18 protein-coding genes and 1 tRNA gene are annotated in these 20,635 nt (G+C 65.2%); 9 read left to right on the plus strand and 10 right to left on the minus strand.

The features are described from left to right. Positions 1-4 precede the first annotated feature (4 nt). The 5 genes from M8744_RS09790 to M8744_RS09810 all read right to left on the minus strand — a co-directional run bounded on the left by M8744_RS09790 (position 5) and on the right by M8744_RS09810 (position 4,718). A complete protein-coding gene (locus M8744_RS09790) occupies positions 5-760 on the minus strand; it encodes an SDR family NAD(P)-dependent oxidoreductase (protein WP_251414365.1) in 756 nt (251 codons plus the stop codon). A 63-nt stretch (positions 761-823) separates the two neighbouring features. After that, on the minus strand, positions 824-1,885 hold the full coding sequence (locus M8744_RS09795) for an AbrB family transcriptional regulator (RefSeq protein WP_251414368.1): 1,062 nt from the start codon (positions 1,883-1,885) through the stop codon (positions 824-826). A 67-nt stretch (positions 1,886-1,952) separates the two neighbouring features. Further along, a tRNA-Gly gene (locus M8744_RS09800) sits at positions 1,953-2,026 on the minus strand. A gap of 155 nt (positions 2,027-2,181) precedes the next feature. Next, positions 2,182-2,586, minus strand: coding sequence for a (R)-mandelonitrile lyase (locus tag M8744_RS09805; RefSeq protein WP_251414371.1), 405 nt, complete (start codon positions 2,584-2,586; stop codon positions 2,182-2,184). Between the two features lie 71 nt (positions 2,587-2,657). Continuing rightward, positions 2,658-4,718 (minus strand): ASKHA domain-containing protein, encoded by a 2,061-nt coding sequence (locus tag M8744_RS09810; RefSeq protein ID WP_251414374.1) that lies wholly within the window; start codon positions 4,716-4,718, stop codon positions 2,658-2,660. A 389-nt stretch (positions 4,719-5,107) separates the two neighbouring features. On the opposite strand from M8744_RS09810, the gene guaB reads away from it, so the two are divergent. The 3 genes from guaB (at position 5,108) to M8744_RS09825 (ending at position 10,185) form a co-directional block, all read left to right on the plus strand. Continuing rightward, complete coding sequence (guaB, locus tag M8744_RS09815; RefSeq protein ID WP_251414381.1) at positions 5,108-6,556, plus strand: IMP dehydrogenase; 1,449 nt, start codon at positions 5,108-5,110, stop codon at positions 6,554-6,556. Positions 6,557-6,620: 64 nt separating this feature from the next. Next, complete coding sequence (locus M8744_RS09820; RefSeq protein ID WP_251414384.1) at positions 6,621-7,790, plus strand: RsmB/NOP family class I SAM-dependent RNA methyltransferase; 1,170 nt, start codon at positions 6,621-6,623, stop codon at positions 7,788-7,790. A gap of 148 nt (positions 7,791-7,938) precedes the next feature. After that, the gene (locus M8744_RS09825; protein ID WP_251414387.1) at positions 7,939-10,185 is read left to right on the plus strand and encodes an ATP-binding protein; all 2,247 of its coding nucleotides are present in this window, start codon (positions 7,939-7,941) and stop codon (positions 10,183-10,185) included. An 85-nt stretch (positions 10,186-10,270) separates the two neighbouring features. Here the strand turns inward: M8744_RS09825 and M8744_RS09830 are convergent, their stop codons facing one another. After that, positions 10,271-10,873 carry a gamma-glutamyl kinase gene (locus M8744_RS09830; protein WP_251414398.1) on the minus strand — a complete coding sequence of 201 codons (603 nt, stop codon included), beginning with the start codon at positions 10,871-10,873 and terminating at the stop codon, positions 10,271-10,273. Between the two features lie 203 nt (positions 10,874-11,076). On the opposite strand from M8744_RS09830, the gene recA reads away from it, so the two are divergent. The 4 genes from recA (at position 11,077) to M8744_RS09850 (ending at position 15,897) form a co-directional block, all read left to right on the plus strand. Beyond that, complete coding sequence (gene recA, locus M8744_RS09835) at positions 11,077-12,147, plus strand: recombinase RecA (protein WP_251414412.1); 1,071 nt, start codon at positions 11,077-11,079, stop codon at positions 12,145-12,147. Positions 12,148-12,349: 202 nt separating this feature from the next. After that, on the plus strand, positions 12,350-15,007 hold the full coding sequence (gene alaS / locus M8744_RS09840) for an alanine--tRNA ligase (RefSeq protein WP_251414415.1): 2,658 nt from the start codon (positions 12,350-12,352) through the stop codon (positions 15,005-15,007). A gap of 3 nt (positions 15,008-15,010) precedes the next feature. Next, entirely contained in the window at positions 15,011-15,298 is a 288-nt protein-coding gene (locus tag M8744_RS09845; RefSeq protein ID WP_251414418.1) for a DUF1330 domain-containing protein, read from the plus strand. Positions 15,299-15,351: 53 nt separating this feature from the next. After that, entirely contained in the window at positions 15,352-15,897 is a 546-nt protein-coding gene (locus M8744_RS09850) for a histidine phosphatase family protein (RefSeq protein ID WP_251414421.1), read from the plus strand. A gap of 89 nt (positions 15,898-15,986) precedes the next feature. On the opposite strand, the gene typA is transcribed toward M8744_RS09850, so the two are convergent. Both typA and M8744_RS09860 read right to left on the minus strand, forming a co-directional pair. Continuing rightward, complete coding sequence (gene typA / locus M8744_RS09855; protein WP_251414437.1) at positions 15,987-17,804, minus strand: translational GTPase TypA; 1,818 nt, start codon at positions 17,802-17,804, stop codon at positions 15,987-15,989. Positions 17,805-17,890: 86 nt separating this feature from the next. Then, positions 17,891-18,733 (minus strand): GNAT family N-acetyltransferase, encoded by an 843-nt coding sequence (locus tag M8744_RS09860; RefSeq protein WP_251414439.1) that lies wholly within the window; start codon positions 18,731-18,733, stop codon positions 17,891-17,893. A 38-nt stretch (positions 18,734-18,771) separates the two neighbouring features. Between M8744_RS09860 and M8744_RS17785 the strand changes: the two genes are divergently transcribed. After that, positions 18,772-18,903 carry a hypothetical protein gene (locus M8744_RS17785; RefSeq protein WP_256474239.1) on the plus strand — a complete coding sequence of 44 codons (132 nt, stop codon included), beginning with the start codon at positions 18,772-18,774 and terminating at the stop codon, positions 18,901-18,903. Between the two features lie 36 nt (positions 18,904-18,939). On the opposite strand, the gene ssb is transcribed toward M8744_RS17785, so the two are convergent. Further along, positions 18,940-19,434, minus strand: a complete 495-nt coding sequence (gene ssb, locus M8744_RS09865; RefSeq protein WP_251414442.1) for a single-stranded DNA-binding protein — start codon at positions 19,432-19,434, stop codon at positions 18,940-18,942. Between the two features lie 180 nt (positions 19,435-19,614). Here ssb and M8744_RS09870 point away from each other — a divergent pair, with 180 nt between their 5' ends. Further along, positions 19,615-20,205 (plus strand): lytic transglycosylase domain-containing protein, encoded by a 591-nt coding sequence (locus M8744_RS09870; RefSeq protein WP_251414445.1) that lies wholly within the window; start codon positions 19,615-19,617, stop codon positions 20,203-20,205. 3 nt (positions 20,206-20,208) lie between these two features. On the opposite strand, the gene M8744_RS09875 is transcribed toward M8744_RS09870, so the two are convergent. Then, the gene (locus M8744_RS09875; RefSeq protein WP_251414448.1) at positions 20,209-20,544 is read right to left on the minus strand and encodes an antibiotic biosynthesis monooxygenase family protein; all 336 of its coding nucleotides are present in this window, start codon (positions 20,542-20,544) and stop codon (positions 20,209-20,211) included. Positions 20,545-20,635: the final 91 nt, after the last annotated feature.

A 20,635-nucleotide genomic window follows, 5' to 3' on the forward strand; every position in this document is an offset into this window, starting at 1 on the left:
GGGGTCAGCGCATGCGCAACGCGCCGTCGATTCGGATCGTTTCGCCGTTCAGGTACCCCGCTTCGACGATGAACCGCGCCAATTCCGCGTATTCACGCGGATCGCCAAGCCGCTTGGGGCAGGTCACGTCCAGCGCCAGTTGCTCGCGCACCTCTTCGGGCAGGCCCATCAGCATCGGCGTCAGGAAAATACCCGGCGCGATGGCCATGACCCGCACGCCTTCACGCGACAGATCGCGGGCCATCGGCAAAGACATGCCGGCGATGCCGGCCTTGGAAGAGGCATAGGCCACCTGGCCCTTTTGCCCGTCAAAGGCCGCAACCGAGGCGGTGTTGACGATCACGCCGCGCTGGCCATCGTCGGCGGGCTCGTTCTTGGCCATCTCCACCGCAGCCAGGCGTGACACGTTGAACGTGCCAACCAGGTTGATGCCGATCACGCGGTTGTAGTGCTCAAGGCTGTGGGCGCCGTCTTTATGCAGGGTCTTTTCCGCCGTGCCGACCCCGGCGCAGTTGACCACGGCGTTGATCTTGCCCATCGCCTTGACGCCCTGGTTTACCGCGTTCTGAACCGACTCCTCGCTCGTGACATCGGTTTCGACGAAGGTTGCGCCGATCTCATCGGCCACTTTCTGTCCTCGCTCCGCGTCACGGTCGAGGATCGTGACCTGTGCCCCGCTGTCACGGAACAGGCGCGCCGTGGCCTCGCCCAGGCCCGAAGCGCCCCCGGTGATGAGTGCAGCCGTGTCTTGCATTTTCATGGGATTGGCCTTTCTGCCGATCAATTGAACATGCGTTCAGATAACGCAGGGTCAAAGGCAGTGTCAAAGCGTGCGGCGCTGAACGTAGCGTCCGAACAACGCCAGTTCGATCACGGTCACGATGATGCGCCAGATATGATGGGCGGTGACAAGGGCGGGGTTGGCGTTGAGCGACAGGGCAATCAGCGCCATTTCCGTCACACCGCCGGGGGCGAAGCTGACCATAAGAACATCCAACGGTTGGCCGGTAACGTGTTCAAGCGTCAGCGAAAACGCCAGTCCGACCCCCAGCATGAGACCCACCGACAACAGCCCGAGCCCCGCGCCGCGCAGCACCGCATGGCCGCGCAGGCCGCCCAGCCGCATGCCAAGGCTTGCGCCGATCACGACTTGGCAGACCGAGATCATCCAGTTCGGCAGGTCCAGCACCGCCAGCCCAGATGCCGCAACGAGGGCCGCGGCAAAAAGCGGGCCTGTCAGGTGACGGGCGGGAAGGCGCAGCGGTTTGCCGAGCAGAAGGCCCACCAGGGCGGTCAGGACCACCTCGTGCAAGTGACTGAAATCACTTGGGTTTGCGTGGGTCAGCGTCATGCCCCCGGCACTGCCCACGGGGGCGCCCATCCAAAATGACAGCCCGATCGGAACCAGCGTTATCACCAGGATGATGCGCAGGAATTGCTGCATCGTCAGCGTCGCGATATCGGCGCCTGCGGCCTCGCCCATGGTGATGGATTCCAACAAACCGCCCGGCGTGGCCGAGTAGAAGGCCGTTGGCCGGTCATATCCGCCAATATGGCGGAAAATCAGGTAGTTGCCGCTATGCGCAAGCCCGACGAACAGCACGATCGCGGAAAAGCTGACAAGCATGGCGGGCAGCATCTCGATCAGGTCGGGCGAGACCTGCGCACCGATCATCACGCCGATGACCGCCAAGAATACCAGCCGGAACTTCTGTGGAAAAACATAGCCTTCCGGTATCACGCGCCCGAAAAGCGTGGCAATCAGCGCGGTGGAAACAAGGCTGCCCAGCATGAAGGGCAGCGGCGTTTGCAGCCAATGCGCGATGGTTCCGCCAACGCCGCCGATCAGAACAAGACCCAGCGTTGTCAGAATTTTTTCCAGCATTTGGAAAGCCTTGTCCGGTGCACCGCGATCATGGCGCGGCTGCAAGGAGAGTGCCATCGGGCGGGGATGGAGCGGGTGAAGGGAATCGAACCCTCGTCTTCAGCTTGGGAAGCTGCGGCTCTACCATTGAGCTACACCCGCGACGCGATTGGAGGTAAGCCAGCCCGCGCCCTCCGTCAAGTGGGATTTGGCAGGGCGCGCAAGGCGCGAAATATAATTAGCCGCGCCATAAACATGCCAGAACCGCGCGATCCGATGGCAAACCCGCGCGGTTCGGTGCGCCCAAGGCCAACATTTCAGGCCGGGTCGGCGCCATAGTCGGCATCGGCCACCTTTTCGAGCCAGTCGGCGGCGCTGTCGCCATCCTTTTCCTGGATCGCGATATGGCTCATGGCGCAATCGGGGGCGGCGCCGTGCCAGTGCTCTTCGCCCGGATCGAACCACACCACGTCGCCGGGGAAAATCTCCTGCACGGGGTCGCCGCGCTTGCCGACGCGGCCTTTTCCGGCGGTCACGATCAGGGTCTGGCCGAAGGGGTGGGTGTGCCACGCGGTGCGCGCGCCCGGCTCGAACGTGACGTTCAGCGCGTTGGTGCGGGCGGGCGCGTTGGCCGATATCACCGGGTCAAAGCGAACGGTGCCGGTGAAATAGTCGGGGTTCGGGCCTTGCGAGGGGCGGCTGCCCGCGCGGTGGATTTTCATGGTGGTGCTCCTGTCGCTGTTGTTGGCCGTCAGGATAGCGAGGCATGGCGCATGGGCAAGGCGGGTGTTTGTCAGCCCCGCCGCCGCCTGCGACGACCGCCACCGTCACCGCCGCCACCTCCGCCGGTGTTGAAGCTGACCTTGGGCAGCGGCACCACGGCAGAGAGTTGCGGGAACGGGTCGGTTGCGTGGGGGATGGCGTTCGCGGCGACGAAATGCTCCTGGAACTTGGGTTCGATCGCGGTTTCCACCTTGGTGATCGTGTGGACCACCTTTTCGATCTCGGCGCGGGCGGCGATGTTGTGCAGCGCGATGCGCGCGCCGGTGCCGGCGGCGTTACCCGCGCTTGTCACCCGGTCCAGCGCCACATCGGGGATCATGCCCAGCACCATCGCGTGTTTGGGGCTGATATGCGCGCCGAACGCGCCGGCCAGCACAACGCGGTCCACCTTGTCGACGCCCATTTCATCCATCAGCAGCCGCGCCCCGGCATAAAGCGCCGATTTCGCCAACTGGATCGCGCGGATATCGCCCTGGGTCACGCTGATGAGCGGGCCGCCATCGGCCGTGCCATCGTGGATGACATAGGAATGGGTGCGGCCATCGGCGATGCAGCGGGGCGTTCCGGTCTGTTCGGCCGAGCCGATCAGGCCCGACGGGTCGAGCAAACCGGCCATGCGCATTTCCGCCACCGCCTCGATGATCCCCGAGCCGCAAATGCCGCTGATGCCGGTTTCGGCCACCGCCGCGTCGAACCCGTCATCGTCCGACCAGAGGTCGACGCCGATCACGCGGAACCGCGGTTCCTTGGTGGCAGGGTCGATCTCGATCCGTTCGATCGCGCCCGGTGCGGCGCGTTGCCCGGAACTGATCTGGGCGCCCTCGAAGGCCGGGCCGGTGGGCGAAGAGCAGGCCAGAACGCGGCTCTTGTTGCCCAGAAGGATCTCGGCATTGGTGCCCACGTCGCAGATCAGCACCAGGTCGTCGGACTGGTCGGGCCGTTCCGACAAGGCAACGGCGGCGGCATCGGCGCCGACATGGCCCGCGATACAGGGCAATATGTAAACCTGCGCGTCGACGTTCAGCGCGGACAGGTCCAGCGTGGGGGCGGGCAGGGTCAGGCTGTCGGAGGTGGCCAGCGCAAAGGGCGCCTGGCCCAGTTCGACGGGGTCGATGCCAAGGGCCAGGTGGTGCATCACCGGGTTGCAGACCAGAGTTGCCTCGTAGATGGCGGATGGTGCGATCCCTGCCTCGGTCGCCAGCTCTTGTGCCAGCGAGTTCAGCGCCTCGCGCACCGCGCGGGTCATCTCGGCGTCGCCGCCGGGGTTCATCATGGCATAGCTGACGCGGCTCATCAGGTCTTCGCCAAAGCGGATCTGGGGGTTCATCAACCCCGAGGAGGCCAGTACCGCCCCGGTATCGAGGTCGCACAGATGCCCCGCGATCGTGGTGGAGCCAAGGTCGATCGCCAGCCCGTAAATGCCGTCTTCGTAAAGGCCGGGCCAGATGTCGAGCAGGCGCGACGGCCCGCCGCGATGGTCGTGGTAAAGCGCCACGGTGACCTGCCACTTGCCCTTGCGCAGAACTGGTTGCAGCTTGCCCAGAAGCGCCACGTCGGCGGTGACATGTTCGACCTGCCATTCGTCGCGCAGCGCGCGGGCCAGGCGTTCAAGATCGCCGGTGGGTTCGTGCATGTCGGGTTCTTGCACTTCGACGAAATATAGCCGCGTGGCCGGGTCCATCGTGATCACGCGGGTCGATGCGGCCTTGCGCACGACCTGGCGGTGGACCTGCGATTCGGGGGGCACGTCGATCACCACGTCGCGCTGCACCGTGGCCTGGCAGCCCAGCCGGCGGCCCGGTTTCAACCCGCGTTTGCGATCATACCGTTCCTCGACCGCGTTCCATTCGGAAAGCGCATCGTCGGCCACGGATACCCCGTGTTTCGAGAATTCGCCGTAAGAGGGCGTGATCTGGCATTTCGAGCAGATGCCGCGCCCGCCGCAGACACTGTCGAGGTCAACCCCGAGCTGGCGTGCCGCCGTCAGCACGGGCGTGCCAACGGGAAAGCGGCCACGCTTGCCCGAGGGGGTGAAGATGACAAGGGGATCTTGGGTGGGATCGGTGCTCATGTCTGGACCTGCTTGTTCACGCCTTGACAGACCATAGGCCCTAACCGCGCAGACGAAAGCCGGCAAACGTCATTTTCTGACGTTGGGGCGGCATTCGGACGTGAAAGTTTCGCGTTATCTTGTTCGATGACGTTCAACCCCAACCCGCGCCGCGCGCGTGCAAGATCGCGCCAAGGGTGGAAACGGCGCCACGGGCGATTGGAACGGGGCACCCCTGGCTGTTTTTTCCAATCAGGCCCGCCTTGGGCCGGGCCCTTGCCCCCAACGGTTGCCCATGGCTTGCCCGGTTCCCAGCGGGTGCGCCGGGGCGCGGCGATTTGGGGCTTTCCCCCGCGTCTATCCCATGCGATAGGGACGTGCCAACCGAACCCACGCACTGGAGTTGCACCATGGAGATTCGCGAGGCCCTGACCTTCGATGATGTTTTGCTTGTTCCCGCCGCGTCGAGCGTGCTGCCCAGCACGGCTGATACGCGCACGCAGGTGACGAAATCCATCACTATGAACATCCCGCTGCTGAGCTCGGCCATGGACACCGTGACCGAGGCGCGCATGGCCATCACGATGGCGCAGGCGGGCGGCATCGGGGTGATCCACAAGAACCTAGATGTCGAGCAGCAATCGCGCGAGGTGCGCCGGGTCAAGCGGTTTGAATCGGGCATCGTCTACAACCCCGTCACCCTGACCCCCGACCAGACGCTGGGCGATGCGCGCGCGCTGACCGAGCGGTACGGTTTTTCGGGTTTTCCGGTGGTCGACGACAAGCACCGCGTGGTGGGCATCGTGACAAACCGCGATATGCGCTTTGCCGAAACCGACGACACGCCGGTGCGGGTGATGATGACCACCGAGAACCTGGCCATCCTGCACGAACCGGCTGACCGCGACGAGGCCATCAGCCTGATGAAGGCACGGCGGATCGAAAAGCTGCTGGTGACGGATGCGACGGGCCGACTGACCGGGCTGCTGACGCTGAAGGATACCGAGAAGGCCGTTTTGAACCCCACCGCCTGCAAGGACCACCTGGGCCGGTTGCGGGTGGCGGCGGCCACAGGCGTGGGCGATGCGGGGTTCGAGCGGTCCGAGGCGCTGGTGGATGCGGGCTGCGACATCATCGTGGTCGACACCGCCCATGGCCATAGCGCAGGCGTGCTGGAGGCGGTGACGCGGGTGAAAACCCTGTCGAACGAGGTGCAGGTGATCGCCGGCAACGTCGCCACCGCCGAGGCCACCCGCGCCCTGATCGACGCGGGTGCCGACGCGGTCAAGGTGGGTATCGGGCCCGGCAGCATCTGCACCACGCGGATGGTGGCCGGCGTCGGTATGCCGCAACTGACGGCGGTGATGGATTGTGCCGCGGCGGCGGGCGACGTGCCGGTCATTGCCGATGGCGGCATCAAGTTCTCGGGCGATTTCGCCAAGGCCATCGCTGCTGGCGCCTCCTGTGCGATGGTGGGCAGCATGATCGCGGGCACGGACGAAAGCCCCGGCGAGGTGATCCTGTACCAGGGGCGCAGCTTCAAGGCGTATCGCGGCATGGGTAGCCTCGGCGCGATGGCGCGCGGCTCGGCCGACCGCTATTTCCAGAAGGACGCCGCCAGCGACAAGCTGGTGCCCGAGGGGATCGAGGGGCAAGTGCCCTACAAGGGGTCGGCGGGCACGGTCATTCACCAGCTTGTCGGCGGTTTGCGCGCGGCCATGGGCTATACCGGCTGTGCCACCGTGCCCGAGATGCGCAGCAATTGCCGTTTCGTGAAAATCACCAATGCCGGGCTCAAGGAAAGTCACGTGCACGACGTTCAGATCACGCGCGAAAGCCCGAATTACCGGGCCGGATGATGGGCGCTGATCGCAGCCTGGGGCCGGCGCGGCCCCGGCCCGGGCGGCCGCGCGTGGTGGTGGCATGACCCCCGCCGCGCGTGTTGCCGCCGCCATCGACATTCTTGACCGTATCGCCGATGGCGAGGCTGCGGAGCGTGCCCTGACGCGCTGGGCGCGGGGCGCGCGTTTTGCCGGCTCCGGGGATCGCGCGGCGATCCGCGACCACGTGTTCGACGTGCTGCGCCGCTGGCGCTCCTGCGCGGAGTGGGGTGGGGGTGATACGGGCCGGGCGCTGATGCTGGGGCTGTTGCGCGGGCAGGGCGCCGAGCCGGACGCCTTGTTCACGGGGCAGGGGCATGCGCCCGCGCCGCTGTCGCCCGACGAGCGCGCCGCCGGGGCCGAGCCGCAGGGTGCGGCGGCGCTGGACCTGCCCGAGTGGCTTTGGCCGCATTGGCAGCAAAGCCTGGGCGATCAAGCGACTGCCGTGGCCGACAGCCTGCGCCACCGCGCGCCCGTCATGCTGCGGGTCAACAGCCTGCGCGCCACGCCCGAGGCCGCCCGTGCCACCCTTGCCGACGAGGGCATCACCTGCGAGCAAGCCGGTATTGCCCCGACCGCGTTGCGGGTGACCGAAGGGGCCCGCCGCGTGGCGCAATCGGCGGCCTATCGCGAGGGCATGATCGAATTGCAGGACGGGGCCAGCCAAGCCTCGATTCACGAGATTCCGGCGGCAAGCTATTGCAATATATTGGATTATTGCGCCGGTGGCGGCGGCAAGGCACTGGCGCTGGCCGCGCGGTTCGACGCCGCCGTGACCGCCCATGACGCCCTGCCGGCCCGGATGAAGGACCTGCCCACCCGGGCCGCGCGGGCGGGGGCCGTTCTGCGCATGGCCGATGCGGCGGGCGTGGCTGCATCGGCGCCCTATGATCTGGTTTTCGCGGATGCGCCCTGTTCGGGCAGCGGCGCGTGGCGGCGTGCGCCCGAGGGGAAATGGGCCTTGACGCAAGCCCGGCTGCAAGAGCTGACGGCCACGCAGGACGACATCCTGCACCGCGCGGCGCGGCTTGTGGCGCCGGGGGGCGTGCTGGCCTATGCAACCTGTTCGGTGCTGACCTGCGAGAACGAGGACCGCGTGACCGCCTTTTCGCGCGCGATGCCCGATTGGCGGTTGCTGCACCAGCGGCGCTGGCTGCCCGGCCCAGAGGGCGACGGGTTTTTTATCGCCATACTTGAACTGTCCAAAAAATAAAGCAACCTTTGCGGGAATGTCGTGCCGTATTAATCGCCGATTAACGGATCGTGCGATCTTATGGCCTGGCAGGTTTGGCATCGGGGGCGTCCAGTTGACGGAAACCGCCATTTCACCAGGGCCGTTGGCCCGCAACGGGGGGCGCATCATGCGCCGCCCTGGTATCGCGCTGGCAATGGCGTTGCTGTGCCTTGGCGTGGCCTGGGCGGCGCCGCAGCCCTTGCTGGCCGTGGCCAGCCTTGCCATGGCGCTGACTTTGCTGGGGGCGATGGCCATCGCGGCGTTGTTGGCGATATGGCACCGCCAGCGACAGCGTCACACCCTGGCGATGATCGATGCCTGCGTCGCACATGACGCGATGCCAACCTTCGTGACCTTTGTCGATGGCACGATCCGCACCCGCAACAAGGCCGCGACGCGCCTTTCGGCGCAGGCCGCAACGTTGGCCGCCGCGCTGGAGCGCAACATGGCCAGCCCCGGCGCGGTGCTGCTTCGGGTGCAGGGCCGCGCGATGTCCGATGGCCGCGCGTCCGAAGATGTCGTGTCGCGCGGCGGCCATACTCGGATCACGGCGCATATGCTTGACGATACCCTTCTGTTGTGGCGGTTCGAGGACATGACAGACCGCACGCCCGCGGCGCGCGGTTCGATTGCCTTGCCCCTGCTGACGGTGGGCCGGAGCGGCACGGTGCTTTCGATGAACGAGGCCGCGCGGCGGCTGGTGGGCGACCGGTGCAAATCGCTTGACCGAATCTTTCCCGACCTGCCGGTACGGCCCGGCCACGTTCAAAAGGTATCGGCTGCCGATGGCACGATTGATTGCCTTGTCGCGCAGAGCGAGGGGCTGGCAGGCCGACGCGAGATCTACCTGCTGTCGCCGCCTGCCGGAAGCACGGAATCCACCCCGCCCGACGCGTTCTGGGACATGTTGCCGGTGGCCTTGCTGCGCCTCGATGCGCGTGGCCACGTGATGCAGGCAAACCGCAGCGCGTTGGAGTTGCTGGGGCGGGATGGGTGCGAGGGCATCCCGCTGTCATCTTTGATGGAGGGGTTGGGGCGGTCGATTTCCGACTGGTTGTCGGACGCGGTGGGTGGCCGCATGGCCCAGCGTTCGGAATTCCTGCGCCTCACGCGGGAGGATCGCGATGTTTTCGTACAGGTGTCGCTGCATCGGGCGGGCAGCGGTGACAGCGCCGTGCTTGTCGCGGTGCTGACCGATGCCACCGATTTCAAGGCGCTCGAGGCGCAATTCGTGCAAAGCCAGAAAATGCAGGCCATCGGCGAACTGGCAGGCGGTGTGGCGCATGATTTCAACAACCTGCTGACCGCGATCACGGGCCATTGCGACCTGCTGCTGTTACGCCACGACCAGGGCGCCCCGGATTTTGCCGATCTCATGCAGATAAACCAGAATGCCAACCGGGCCGCGGCGCTGGTGGGCCAGTTGCTTGCCTTTTCGCGCAAGCAGACCCTGCGGCCCGAGGTGCTCGATATGCGCAACACGCTGTCGGACCTGACACATCTGCTGAACCGCCTGGTGGGAGAGCGGATCTCGCTGAGCCTGTCGCACGACCCGGCCTTGCATGCGATTCGCGCCGACAAGCGCCAATTGGAGCAGGTCTTGATGAACCTCGTGGTGAATGCCCGCGATGCGATGCGTGACGGCGGCGAGATTCGCATCGAAACCGAGAACCTGACGCTCGAGGCGCCCGCCAACCGCGACCGGGCCGTCATCCCGGCGGGCGATTACGTGACGGTCAAGGTGTCGGATGACGGCTGTGGCATGGGCGCCGATGTGCGCGAGCGCGTGTTCGAGCCGTTCTTCACCACCAAGGGCGTGGCAAAGGGCACGGGGCTTGGCCTGTCAACCGCCTATGGCATCGTCAAGCAGAGCGGCGGGTTCATCTTCGTTGATAGCGAAAAGGGACGTGGCACCGTGTTCACGCTGTATTTGCCGCGCTGGCACGACGCTGACATGCCCGCCCGGCCCGAGGCCGCGGCGCGCCCCGCGCCGATCGCCACGAAGCCGGCCGAGGGTGTGATTTTGCTGGTCGAGGACGAGGCGCCGGTGCGTGCCTTTGCCGCCCGCGCCCTGCGCTTGCGCGGCTACACGGTGATCGAGGCCGACTCGGCCGAGGCCGCGCTGACCGTTCTGAAAGATCCCGAGTTGTCGGTCGATGTCTTCGTGACCGATGTGGTGATGCCGGGGCGCGACGGGCCAAGCTGGGTGCGCGAGGCGTTGCAGGATCGCCCCTCGGTGCAGGTTGTGTTCGTGTCGGGCTATGCCGAGGAAAGTTTCGGCGAGGTGCAGCGGGACATGCCGAACTCAGTGTTCCTGCCCAAACCGTTCTCGCTGGCCGAATTGACCGACACGGTGCAGCAGCGCCTGCAATGAAAGGGCCCGCGGGTGGATGTTATCGTGTCGGGCGAAGGGCGCGTATCGCGGCGGCCTGACCAGGCGTCGCCCCCGGGCGGGGCGTTCAGCCGTGGCGGATCGAGTCGTAAAGCGCGAATTCCTCGGGTTTCTTGCGGCGCAGCTTTTCGGCCACGCCGGGCGACAAGGTCAGCTCCATCTCGGGCGAGACATTGGCGCGGGGCAGGGTGATTTCCGTATCCAGGCGATTCTCGAGAAAGGCGACCAGCCCCGCCTGGTCCTCGTAGCGGAACAGGTGCGTGACGGCGGTTCCGTTGGGGCGCGGCTCGAGGAACTTGGCCTGGCTGCCGACATTCGCGAAGGCTGGTGGCTTGCCCTGCACGTAAGCCTCGACGAATTCGTCGAAACTCACATCGAACGTGGCATTCGCGCGCCCCTTCATGAAGGGGCGCCGGCGGTAGCGATACCAACTGCCCAGCCACGAAACCGGCTCGCGCATGACGGCCAGGGTTTCCATGTCGTCGCAGCCAGCGGCCTTTTCGAACATCGGCCGGAAGAAGCGGTTATACCGGTAAAGCGGCGCGTGTTTCAGCTCGGGCGGATCGAGAATCACCATCGACGCCAGAGGAGCCAGTGCCTGTTGATAGGCCGTGGTGCCCGTCTTGGGCACCGAAAGGAACACCAGTTTCTGCTTCCAAAAAACCAACATGACCCAAACCTCGTTTCGCCGCGCATGGCCCGGCACCGTTTAAACACTTCTTAACCAAAAGCGGGAAATCTGGAAATGCGCAACATTACTGTTGAAATGTTCCTGTTTTGGTCCCATACATGTTGGCAGGAACAATATGCGAACAACAGGCAAGTGTTGCCGCCCCCGACAGGGTGTGGAATAACGGAGCGGAGCAAACGCAGATGGCAGATCTTCTCAGCATGGACAGCAAAAAAAACGCCGACAAGCAAAAGGCGCTAGACAGCGCTCTGGCCCAGATCGAACGGCAGTTCGGCAAGGGGTCGATCATGAAGATGGGCAGCGACAACCCGGTTCGGGATATCGAGGCAACATCGACCGGCTCCCTGGGGCTGGATATCGCGCTGGGCATCGGCGGGCTGCCCAAGGGGCGGATCATCGAGATCTACGGGCCCGAATCCTCCGGCAAGACGACGTTGACCCTGCACTGCATCGCGGAAGAGCAGAAGAAAGGCGGCGTTTCCGCCTTTGTCGATGCCGAACACGCCTTTGACCCGCAATACGCCAAGAAACTGGGCGTTGACCTGGACGAACTGCTGATCAGCCAGCCCGACACCGGCGAACAGGCGCTGGAGATCGTGGATACGCTTGTGCGCTCGGGCGCGGTGAACATGGTGGTGGTCGACTCGGTCGCGGCGCTGACCCCGAAGTCCGAGCTTGAAGGCGATATGGGCGACAGCAGCGTGGGCGTGCAGGCCCGCCTGATGAGCCAGGCAATGCGCAAGTTGACCGGCTCGATCAGCCGCTCGAACTGCATGGTTATTTTCATCAACCAGATCCGGATGAAGATTGGCGTGATGTTCGGCAGCCCCGAAACCACCACCGGCGGCAACGCCCTGAAATTCTACAGCTCGGTCCGGCTGGATATTCGCCGGATCGGATCGGTCAAGGACCGTGACGAGGTGGTCGGTAACGCGACCCGCGTGAAAGTGGCCAAGAACAAGGTGGCGCCGCCGTTCAAGCAGGTCGAGTTCGACATCATGTACGGCGAAGGCATCTCGAAGATGGGCGAAATCCTGGATCTTGGCGTCAAGGCCGGCGTGGTCGACAAATCCGGCGCCTGGTACAGCTACGGCGACGAGCGGATCGGGCAGGGGCGCGAGAACGCCAAGACCTTCCTGCGCGAAAACGCGGCCATGGCGCTGGAGATCGAGGACAAGATCCGCGCGGCGCACGGGCTGGATTTCGCCATGTCCGACGATACGCCGGATGACAGCGAGGTGTTCGAGGGCTGAGGCCCCGGCAAGGCGCTGACAAGACCGGCACACCAAGGTTGCCTGTGGTTGGCCGAGGATATTCCGAGAAACGGAGCGTCGGACGCGGCGCCCCGTTTTCGTTGGGAATCCCGCATGAAACCCCAACCCGTTATGGACAGTGCGGGACGCCAAGGATACACCTGCGCCAATCCGCAAATGACAAGGCCAGAGATCGCCCATCATGCCGACGCTGAACGACATACGCTCGACCTTTCTGAACTACTTTGCCAAGCAGGGGCACGAGATCGTGCCGTCAAGCCCGCTGGTGCCGCGCAACGACCCGACGCTGATGTTCGCGAATTCGGGCATGGTGCAGTTCAAGAACCTGTTCACCGGGGTCGAACACCGCGATTACACCCGTGCCACCTCGGCGCAGAAATGCGTGCGCGCGGGCGGCAAGCACAATGACCTCGACAATGTCGGCTATACCGCGCGCCACCATACGTTCTTTGAAATGCTGGGAAATTTCAGCTTTGGCGACTATTTCAAGGAAAGCGCCATTCCTTTTGCCTGGGAGCTGATCACCAAGGAACTGGACATTCCCAAGGATCGGCTGCTTGTCACCGTCTACCACACCGATGACGAGGCGGCCGATATCTGGAAAAAGGTCGCGGGCCTGCCGGATGAACGCATCTTGCGTATTCCTACCGACGACAATTTCTGGATGATGGGGCCGACGGGGCCTTGCGGGCCGTGTTCGGAAATCTTTTTCGACCATGGTGAGCAATACTGGGGCGGCCCGCCGGGAAGCCCCGAGGAGGATGGCGACCGTTTTGTCGAGATCTGGAACCTCGTGTTCATGCAATACGAGCAGTTCGAAGATGGCAGCCGCACCGACCTGCCCAACCAGTCGATCGACACCGGCATGGGGATCGAGCGGGTGGCGGCGTTGTTGCAGGGCACCAATGACAACTACGCCACCGACCTGATCCGCAGCCTTATCGAGGCCAGCGCCGATGCCACCAGCACCGACCCTGACGGGCCGGGCAGCGTGCATCACCGAGTGATCGCCGATCACTTGCGCTCGACCTCTTTCTTGATCGCCGACGGGGTGATGCCCAGCAATGACGGCCGCGGTTACGTGTTGCGCCGCATCATGCGCCGGGCCATGCGCCACGCGCACCTGCTGGGGGCGAAAGACCCGCTGATGCACCAGCTTGTGCCGTCGCTTGTGCACCAGATGGGCGCGGCCTATCCTGAACTTGGCCGGGCGCAGGCGCTGATCGAAGAGACGCTGAAACTGGAAGAAACGCGGTTCAAGCAAACCCTGGATCGCGGCCTGAAGTTGCTGGATGACGAATTGTCGGACCTGCCCGACGGCACGGCGCTGCCCGGCGTAGCGGCGTTCAAGCTGTATGACACTTACGGGTTCCCGCTGGACCTGACGCAGGATGCGCTGCGCGAAAAGGGCCGTACCGTCGACACTGACGGGTTCGACGCAGCCATGGCCGAGCAGAAGGCAAAGGCCCGCGCGGCCTGGGCCGGCTCGGGCGAGGCGGCCGACAGCGCGATCTGGTTCGATATCGCCGAAGAGCATGGCACGACCGATTTCCTGGGCTATGACACCGAAACCGCCGAAGGGCAGGTGATGGCGTTGGTGCAGGAGGGGGCGACCGTAAAAAGTGCCGCCCAAGGCAAGCCGGTGCAGATCGTGATGAACCAGACTCCGTTTTATGCCGAGGCCGGTGGCCAGGTTGGGGATACCGGCGTGATCCGCACCGATGCCGGCCGGGCCCGCGTGACCGATACGAAAAAGGTGGCGGGCGTCTTCATCCATTTCGCCGAGGTCGAAGAGGGTGAGATCGCCCAAGGCGTAGCCGCTGTTCTAGAGGTCGATCACGCCCGGCGCACGGCCATTCGTGCCAACCATTCGGCCACGCACCTGTTGCACGAGGCGTTGCGCCGCGCGCTTGGCGATCATGTCGCGCAGCGCGGCAGCCTGAACGCGCCCGACCGTCTGCGGTTTGATTTCAGCCATGCCAAGGCGTTGAGCGCCGAGGAACTGGCGCAGGTCGAATCCGAGGTGAATACGTTTATCCGGCAGAACAGCCCGGTGAGCACCCGGATCATGACACCGGATGATGCGCGCGAGATCGGGGCGCAGGCGCTGTTTGGTGAGAAATACGGCGACGAGGTGCGCGTAGTCTCGATGGGCACGCTGGCCGGCAGCGGCAAGGGCACCGATGGCGATACCTATTCGATCGAACTGTGCGGCGGCACCCACGTGGCGCGCACCGGCGACATCGGCATGTTCGCGATCACGCAAGAGGCGGCTTCCTCTTCGGGCGTGCGGCGGATCGAGGCGTTGACGGGCGATGCCGCGCTGTCGGCGCTGCGCCAGCAGGAGCGGCGCCTGGTCGAGGCGGCAGAGGCGCTGAAGGCGCCCGCCTCTGAATTGCCTGTACGGGTGCGCGCATTGCTGGACGAACGCAAGGCACTCGCCAACGAGGTGGCCCAGTTGCGCCGCGAACTGGCCATGGGTGGTGGCGGGGGCGCCGCGCCCGACGTGCACGAGGTTGCCGGCGTGAAATTCATCGCCAAGCTGTTGACGGGTGTCAGCGGCAAGGATTTGCCGCCGCTGATCGACGAATACAAGACGCAACTGGGCAGCGGCGCTGTCCTGCTGATCGCTGATGCCGGCGGCAAGGCCGCGGTTGCTGCGGGCGTGACCGATGACCTGACAGGGCGGCTGTCGGCGGTTGACCTTGTCAAGGCCGCCGTGGCCGAACTTGGCGGCAAGGGCGGCGGGGGTCGTCCCGACATGGCGCAGGGCGGCGGCAAGGATGCGGCCAATGCCGAACAGGCCATCGCGGCTGCCAAATCTGTTATCGGAGGTTAAGACATGCCCGCGCTCTGGATTGCCCATGTGGCCGTGACCGACGCCGATGCCTATGGCAAATACGCCGAGTTGGCAGGCCCCGCCATCGCCGCTCACGGCGGAGAGTTCATCGCCCGTGGTGGCCGCTACGTGCAACTGGAGGGCCGCGACCGCGCGCGCAACGTGGTGGCGCGGTTCCCGTCGCTCGAGGCGGCGGAAGCCTGCTACAACAGCCCGGAATACCAGCGCGCGCTGGATCATGCGCGCGGCGCATCCGAGCGTGACCTGGTGATCGTCGAAATCACCGAGTGACTGGCCACGCCCCGGTTTCGCCCTAGCTTTGCGCGCAGGGCAAGGAGGGCGCGATGGGACGGGCTTTGACGCTTTTGGTGCTGCTGCTGCTACCCGGCCTGGCGGCGGCCAACGACTGGGCGGCACTGGAGCGGCCGGGCGCGATCGCGTTGATGCGCCACGCGCTGGCGCCGGGCACCGGCGACCCCGACCGTTTCGAACTGGAAGATTGCAGCACGCAGCGGAACCTGGATGCCCGCGGGCGCGACCAGGCACGGCGCGTCGGCGCGGCGTTGCGTGACCGTAGCATTGTTTTCGACTCCGTCTGGACCAGCCAATGGTGCCGGTCGCGCGACACAGCGGAATTGCTGGGCTTGGGCGACGTGACTGAAGTGCCGTCACTCAATTCCTTTTTCGCGGGGCGCGGTGAGCGTGCGACGCAGACCGCCGCAACGCTTGAACGCCTGCGCGCAGCGCGGGGCGACAGGCTGATGTTGGTCAGCCACCAGGTGAATATCAGCGCTTTGACGGGCAGTTTCGCCCGCTCGGGCGAGATCGTGGTGGTGGAATGGCGTGACGACGGGCTGGCGGTGACGGGCCGTATCCTGATCGACCCCTGATCGGGCGCGCGCCACGAAGCCTTGGCCCCCTTGGCCGGGGCAGGCAGGCGCCAGGGCAGGCCGACCCCGAAGGATCGGCCTTCATTGCGTCAGTTGCTTTTCGACATCCGCTTGCGTTCATGCGGGTCGAGAAAGCGTTTGCGCAGCCGGATCGCGTTTGGCGTCACCTCGACCAGCTCGTCGTCGTTGATATAGGCGATCGCTTCTTCGAGGCTCAGATTGATCGGCGGCGTCAGGCGCACGGCCTCGTCCGTGCCCGAGGCGCGCACGTTGGTGAGCTTCTTGCCCTTGAGAGGGTTCACCTCGAGGTCGTTTTCGCGGCTGTGTTCGCCGATGATCATGCCCTGGTAGATCTTGGCCTGCGGGCCGATGAACATGCGGCCGCGATCTTCGAGGTTCCACAGAGCATAGGCCACGGCCTCGCCATCTTCCATCGAGATCAGCACGCCCGCGCGGCGGCCCGGGATCGGGCCCTTGTGCGGTGTCCAGCCATGAAAGACGCGGTTCAGAACGCCGGTGCCGCGCGTGTCGGTCAGGAATTCGCCATGATAGCCGATCAACCCGCGCGAGGGCACATGCGCGATGATCCGTGTCTTGCCGGCACCGGCGGGTTTCATCTCGGCCAGGTCGCCCTTGCGCGCGCCGGTCAGTTTCTCGATGACCGCGCCGGTATAATCGTCGTCAACGTCGATCGTGACCTCTTCGACGGGTTCCAGCGTCTGGCCGTCTTCCTCGCGCAGGATCACCTGCGGGCGCGAGATCGACAGTTCGAACCCTTCGCGGCGCATGTTCTCGATCAGAACGCCCATCTGCAATTCGCCACGGCCCGAAACCTCGAACGCTTCGCCGCCGGGGGTGTCCTTGATGCGGATGGCGACGTTGGATTCAGCCTCTTTCAGGAGGCGTTCGCGGATGACCCGCGATTGCACCTTCTTGCCGTCGCGGCCTGCCAGCGGGCTGTCATTGATGCCGAAGGTGACGGTGATGGTGGGCGGGTCGATGGGTTGCGCCTCGAGAGGCTCCTCGACCGCCAGCGCGCACAGCGTGTCTGACACGGTGGCCTTGGACATGCCGGCCAGGCTGACGATGTCGCCGGCCTGCGCCTCTTCGATGTCCTGCTGGCCCAGGCCGCGAAACGCCTGGATCTTGGTGATGCGGAATTGTTCGATCTTCTGGCCCACGCGCGACAGTGCCTGAACCGTCTGGCCCACCTTGGCGCGGCCCGATTCGACGCGGCCAGTCAGGATGCGGCCCACGAACGGGTCAGACCCCAGCGTGGTGGCCAGCATGCGGAAGTCATCGTCCTGATGCTTGATCTGCTTGGGCGCGGGGACGTGGTTGATGATCAGGTTGAACAGCGCGTCCAGCCCCTTGCGCGGGCCGTCCAGCTCGGCATCGGCCCAGCCAGAGCGGCCCGAGGCATAGAGATGCGGGAAATCAAGCTGATCCTCGTCGGCGCCAAGGTTTGCAAACAGGTCGAAACATTCGTCCAGCGCGCGGTCGGGCTCGGCATCGGGCTTGTCGACCTTGTTCAGCACGACGATGGGCCGCAGACCCAGCGCCAGCGCCTTGGAGGTTACGAATTTCGTTTGCGGCATCGGGCCTTCGGCGGCATCGACCAGCAGGCAGACGCCATCGACCATCGACAGGATACGCTCGACCTCGCCGCCGAAATCGGCGTGGCCGGGGGTGTCGACGATGTTGATACGCGTGCCTTTCCATTCGACCGAGGTGGCCTTGGCGAGGATGGTGATTCCGCGCTCGCGCTCAAGATCGTTGCTGTCCATGGCGCGTTCTGTCGTGGCCTGGTTCTCTCGGTAGGTGCCGGATTGTTTCAGCAGCTCATCGACGAGAGTCGTCTTGCCGTGGTCGACGTGGGCGATGATGGCGATATTGCGAAGATCCATGCGAGCGTGTGTCCTTTAGGGCCTGTTCGCCGCTCGCCTAGCCTGTGTTGGATCGAAATACCAGTAAATAACGCCGCATTGCGGCATCACATCACCAGGGCTGTGGCCCCGAGAACGCGCGGACGCGCGCCCGTGCCCAGCTTGTACCGGGCCAGGCCCGGGGCGGTGTCGGTGTCGATCGTGCCCAGCTCGAGCAGGGTTGTTCCCCATTCCCGCAGGGTGCGGGCTGCCTGCCACAAAAGCAACCTGTGCGCATCGGCGCTGCGGCCATCGGCGTTGACCCATCCGATCTGGTATGTGGCGCGGCGCCCTGTCAGCAGGAAAAGCATTGCCGCCACAGGTGCTTGCGTGGGGCCCGCAACGAAAAGATGCGCCGTGCCCTGTGCCGCATGTGCGGCCAGCAGGGCGGGGGGCCAAGGGCGGTAGCGGCGTTGGCGGGCCTGCGTGGCCTCGCGCTGCAGCAGCCAGTGGGCCGGGTCCGGCGGCATCGCGCGGTGGCATATGGGCAGATGCGCGCGCTCGGCCCGTGCCAGCCGGTTGCGCCATTTCTGGTGCAGGGCGGCCCGCAGATCCCATTCGGCGATGGTTTGTGGCGTCACCAGCGGCAGCAGCCGCGGCGTGGCGGGCAAAGCCGTGTCGCCATTCACCAGCAGGATGCTGCGCGCGGGCAGAGCGTGGCGCACTGCGCGCAGATCATCGAGGTTGGGCGCGCGTCCATCGGCCCAGACCGGCCCGCGCGGCAACAGCGCCAGCGTCAGAGGCCCGAACCGGCGCAACAAGACGTTGGCACGGCCACCATCGGGCAGCGCAACGGCAAGGACACCGGCGCCGATGGCGCGCAAGGCGGCGGCATGGGCCGGGTGCTGTTGCAGCGGCACATGGTCCATCTCGGAAACAGGGGTCGCGACGCCATCCATCATCGCGCGCATTAACCCATGAGAAAGTGAACCGTGGCTTAATCGCCGCCATGCGAAAGACAGAGTCAACCGTGATGGGGGTGTACGCCCCGGCTGCGCGTCTTAGTTGGCAGGGGGCCGCCATGCTGGCACTGGCTGTCGCCGTGCCGGCGGGCGTGGCGATCGAACTGGTCTGGGGCTGAAACGAAAACCGCCCCCGGTTCGGGGGCGGTGCGGGATCAGAACGGGATCTCGTCGTCCAGGTCGCGTGACGGGGCGGGCGCGCTGCTGCCGGGGCCGCTGTCATAGCCGCCACCGTAATCACCGCCGCTGTCATAGCCACCGCCCTGGCTCCCGCCACCACCACCGCCGCCGCCGCTGTCGCGGCTGTCGAGAAAGGTCAGCTCGCCGGCATAGGGGCGCAGCACGACCTCGGTCGAGTAGCGGTCCTGGCCCGACTGGTCTTGCCATTTCCGGGTTTCCAGCTTGCCCTCGACATAGACCTTGGACCCCTTGCGCAGGTATTGTTCGGCCAGTCGGGCAAGGTTTTCATTGAAGATGGCGACCGAGTGCCACTCGGTCCGTTCGCGCCGCTCGCCGGTGTTGCGGTCTTTCCAGTTTTCCGATGTGGCGATGCGCAGGTTGCATACGCGTCCCCCGTTCTGGAATGTGCGCACCTCGGGGTCGCGCCCCAGGTTGCCCACCAGAATTACCTTGTTCACCGAGCCAGCCATGCCATCCCTCCTGTCGAGTCGTGTTTGCCCAGGTTACATCATCCCGCGCCGGTGAAGGAAAGGTAAACTTAATCAAAAATACCGCGATAATCGGCGCCGGATGGCCCATCGCGCGCGACGGGTTTTCGCGGGCTGCAAAATCCGTATACTGTCGCGCAAGCGTTCGGGGGAAGTATCGTTATGCGCAGACCTGTTTTTCTGGCGGTTGTCCTGGGGGTGGTCCTGCCCGGCGCAGCCGCGGCCGACGTGCTGTCATCGAAGTCGCGCACGAAGCTGTTCAGTTCGCAGACCAAGGTTCTGGATACCCGCGCCTCTCAGCAATACAACAACTCGGTCCGGTTGCAGCCGGCCAGGGTGGTCACGCCCACCAAATGGGGTGACGAGGTCAAATCCTACAAAGGGCGCTACAACGGCCCCTACCTGCAGATGGCGCGCGACGCGGCGCGGCGTCATGGTGTGCCTGAGGATCTGTTTTTGCGGCTGGTCAACCAGGAAAGCCGGTTCAACCCCAAGGCCGTGTCGCACAAGGGGGCGATCGGGCTGGCGCAATTGATGCCGTTCACCGCCCGAAAGCTGGGCGTTGATCCGCATGATCCGTATCAGAACCTGGATGGCGGCGCGCGCTACCTTGCACAGCAGTTCCGCGAATTCAAAAGCTGGCCGCTGGCGCTGGCGGCCTATAATGCCGGCCCCGGTGCGGTCAAGAAACATGGAGGCGTGCCGCCCTTTCGCGAAACCCGCAACTATGTCAGCGTGATCTGGGGCAGCTAGGGCTCAACGCCCCTTGGGGTCGGCATAGTGCCGTTCCACGCGGGCGACGCGTAGCCGGTAATGCTCGTACCACCGTGTCTTTCCCAATTGCTGCGCAACCAGGTGCTGCGCATCCGCTTTCCAGGCCAGCACGGCGGCCTCGTCACTCCAATAGCTGACGGTGAGGCCGAACCCTTCGGCATCGCGCGTGCTTTCCATCCCGATGCAACCCGGTGACGCGGCGGCCAGCGCGGCCATCTTCTCCGCCATCACCTCGTATCCGGGGTCGGCGCCGGCGCGCTGGTTGGCGAAGATCACCGCGTAATAGGGTGGATCGGGCAGGGGGGCGAAACGGGTCATTGGCGCGGCCTTTCATGGATGCGCCGACGCTATGCGTTGCCGCGCGGGCAAGGCAAGCGTGGCGTGATCCGAAGGCGAGACTGCGCCGCAG

Origin of the sequence: Lutimaribacter degradans (genome assembly GCF_023703375.1) — a bacterium.
GTDB classification, from domain to species: domain Bacteria; phylum Pseudomonadota; class Alphaproteobacteria; order Rhodobacterales; family Rhodobacteraceae; genus Lutimaribacter; species Lutimaribacter degradans.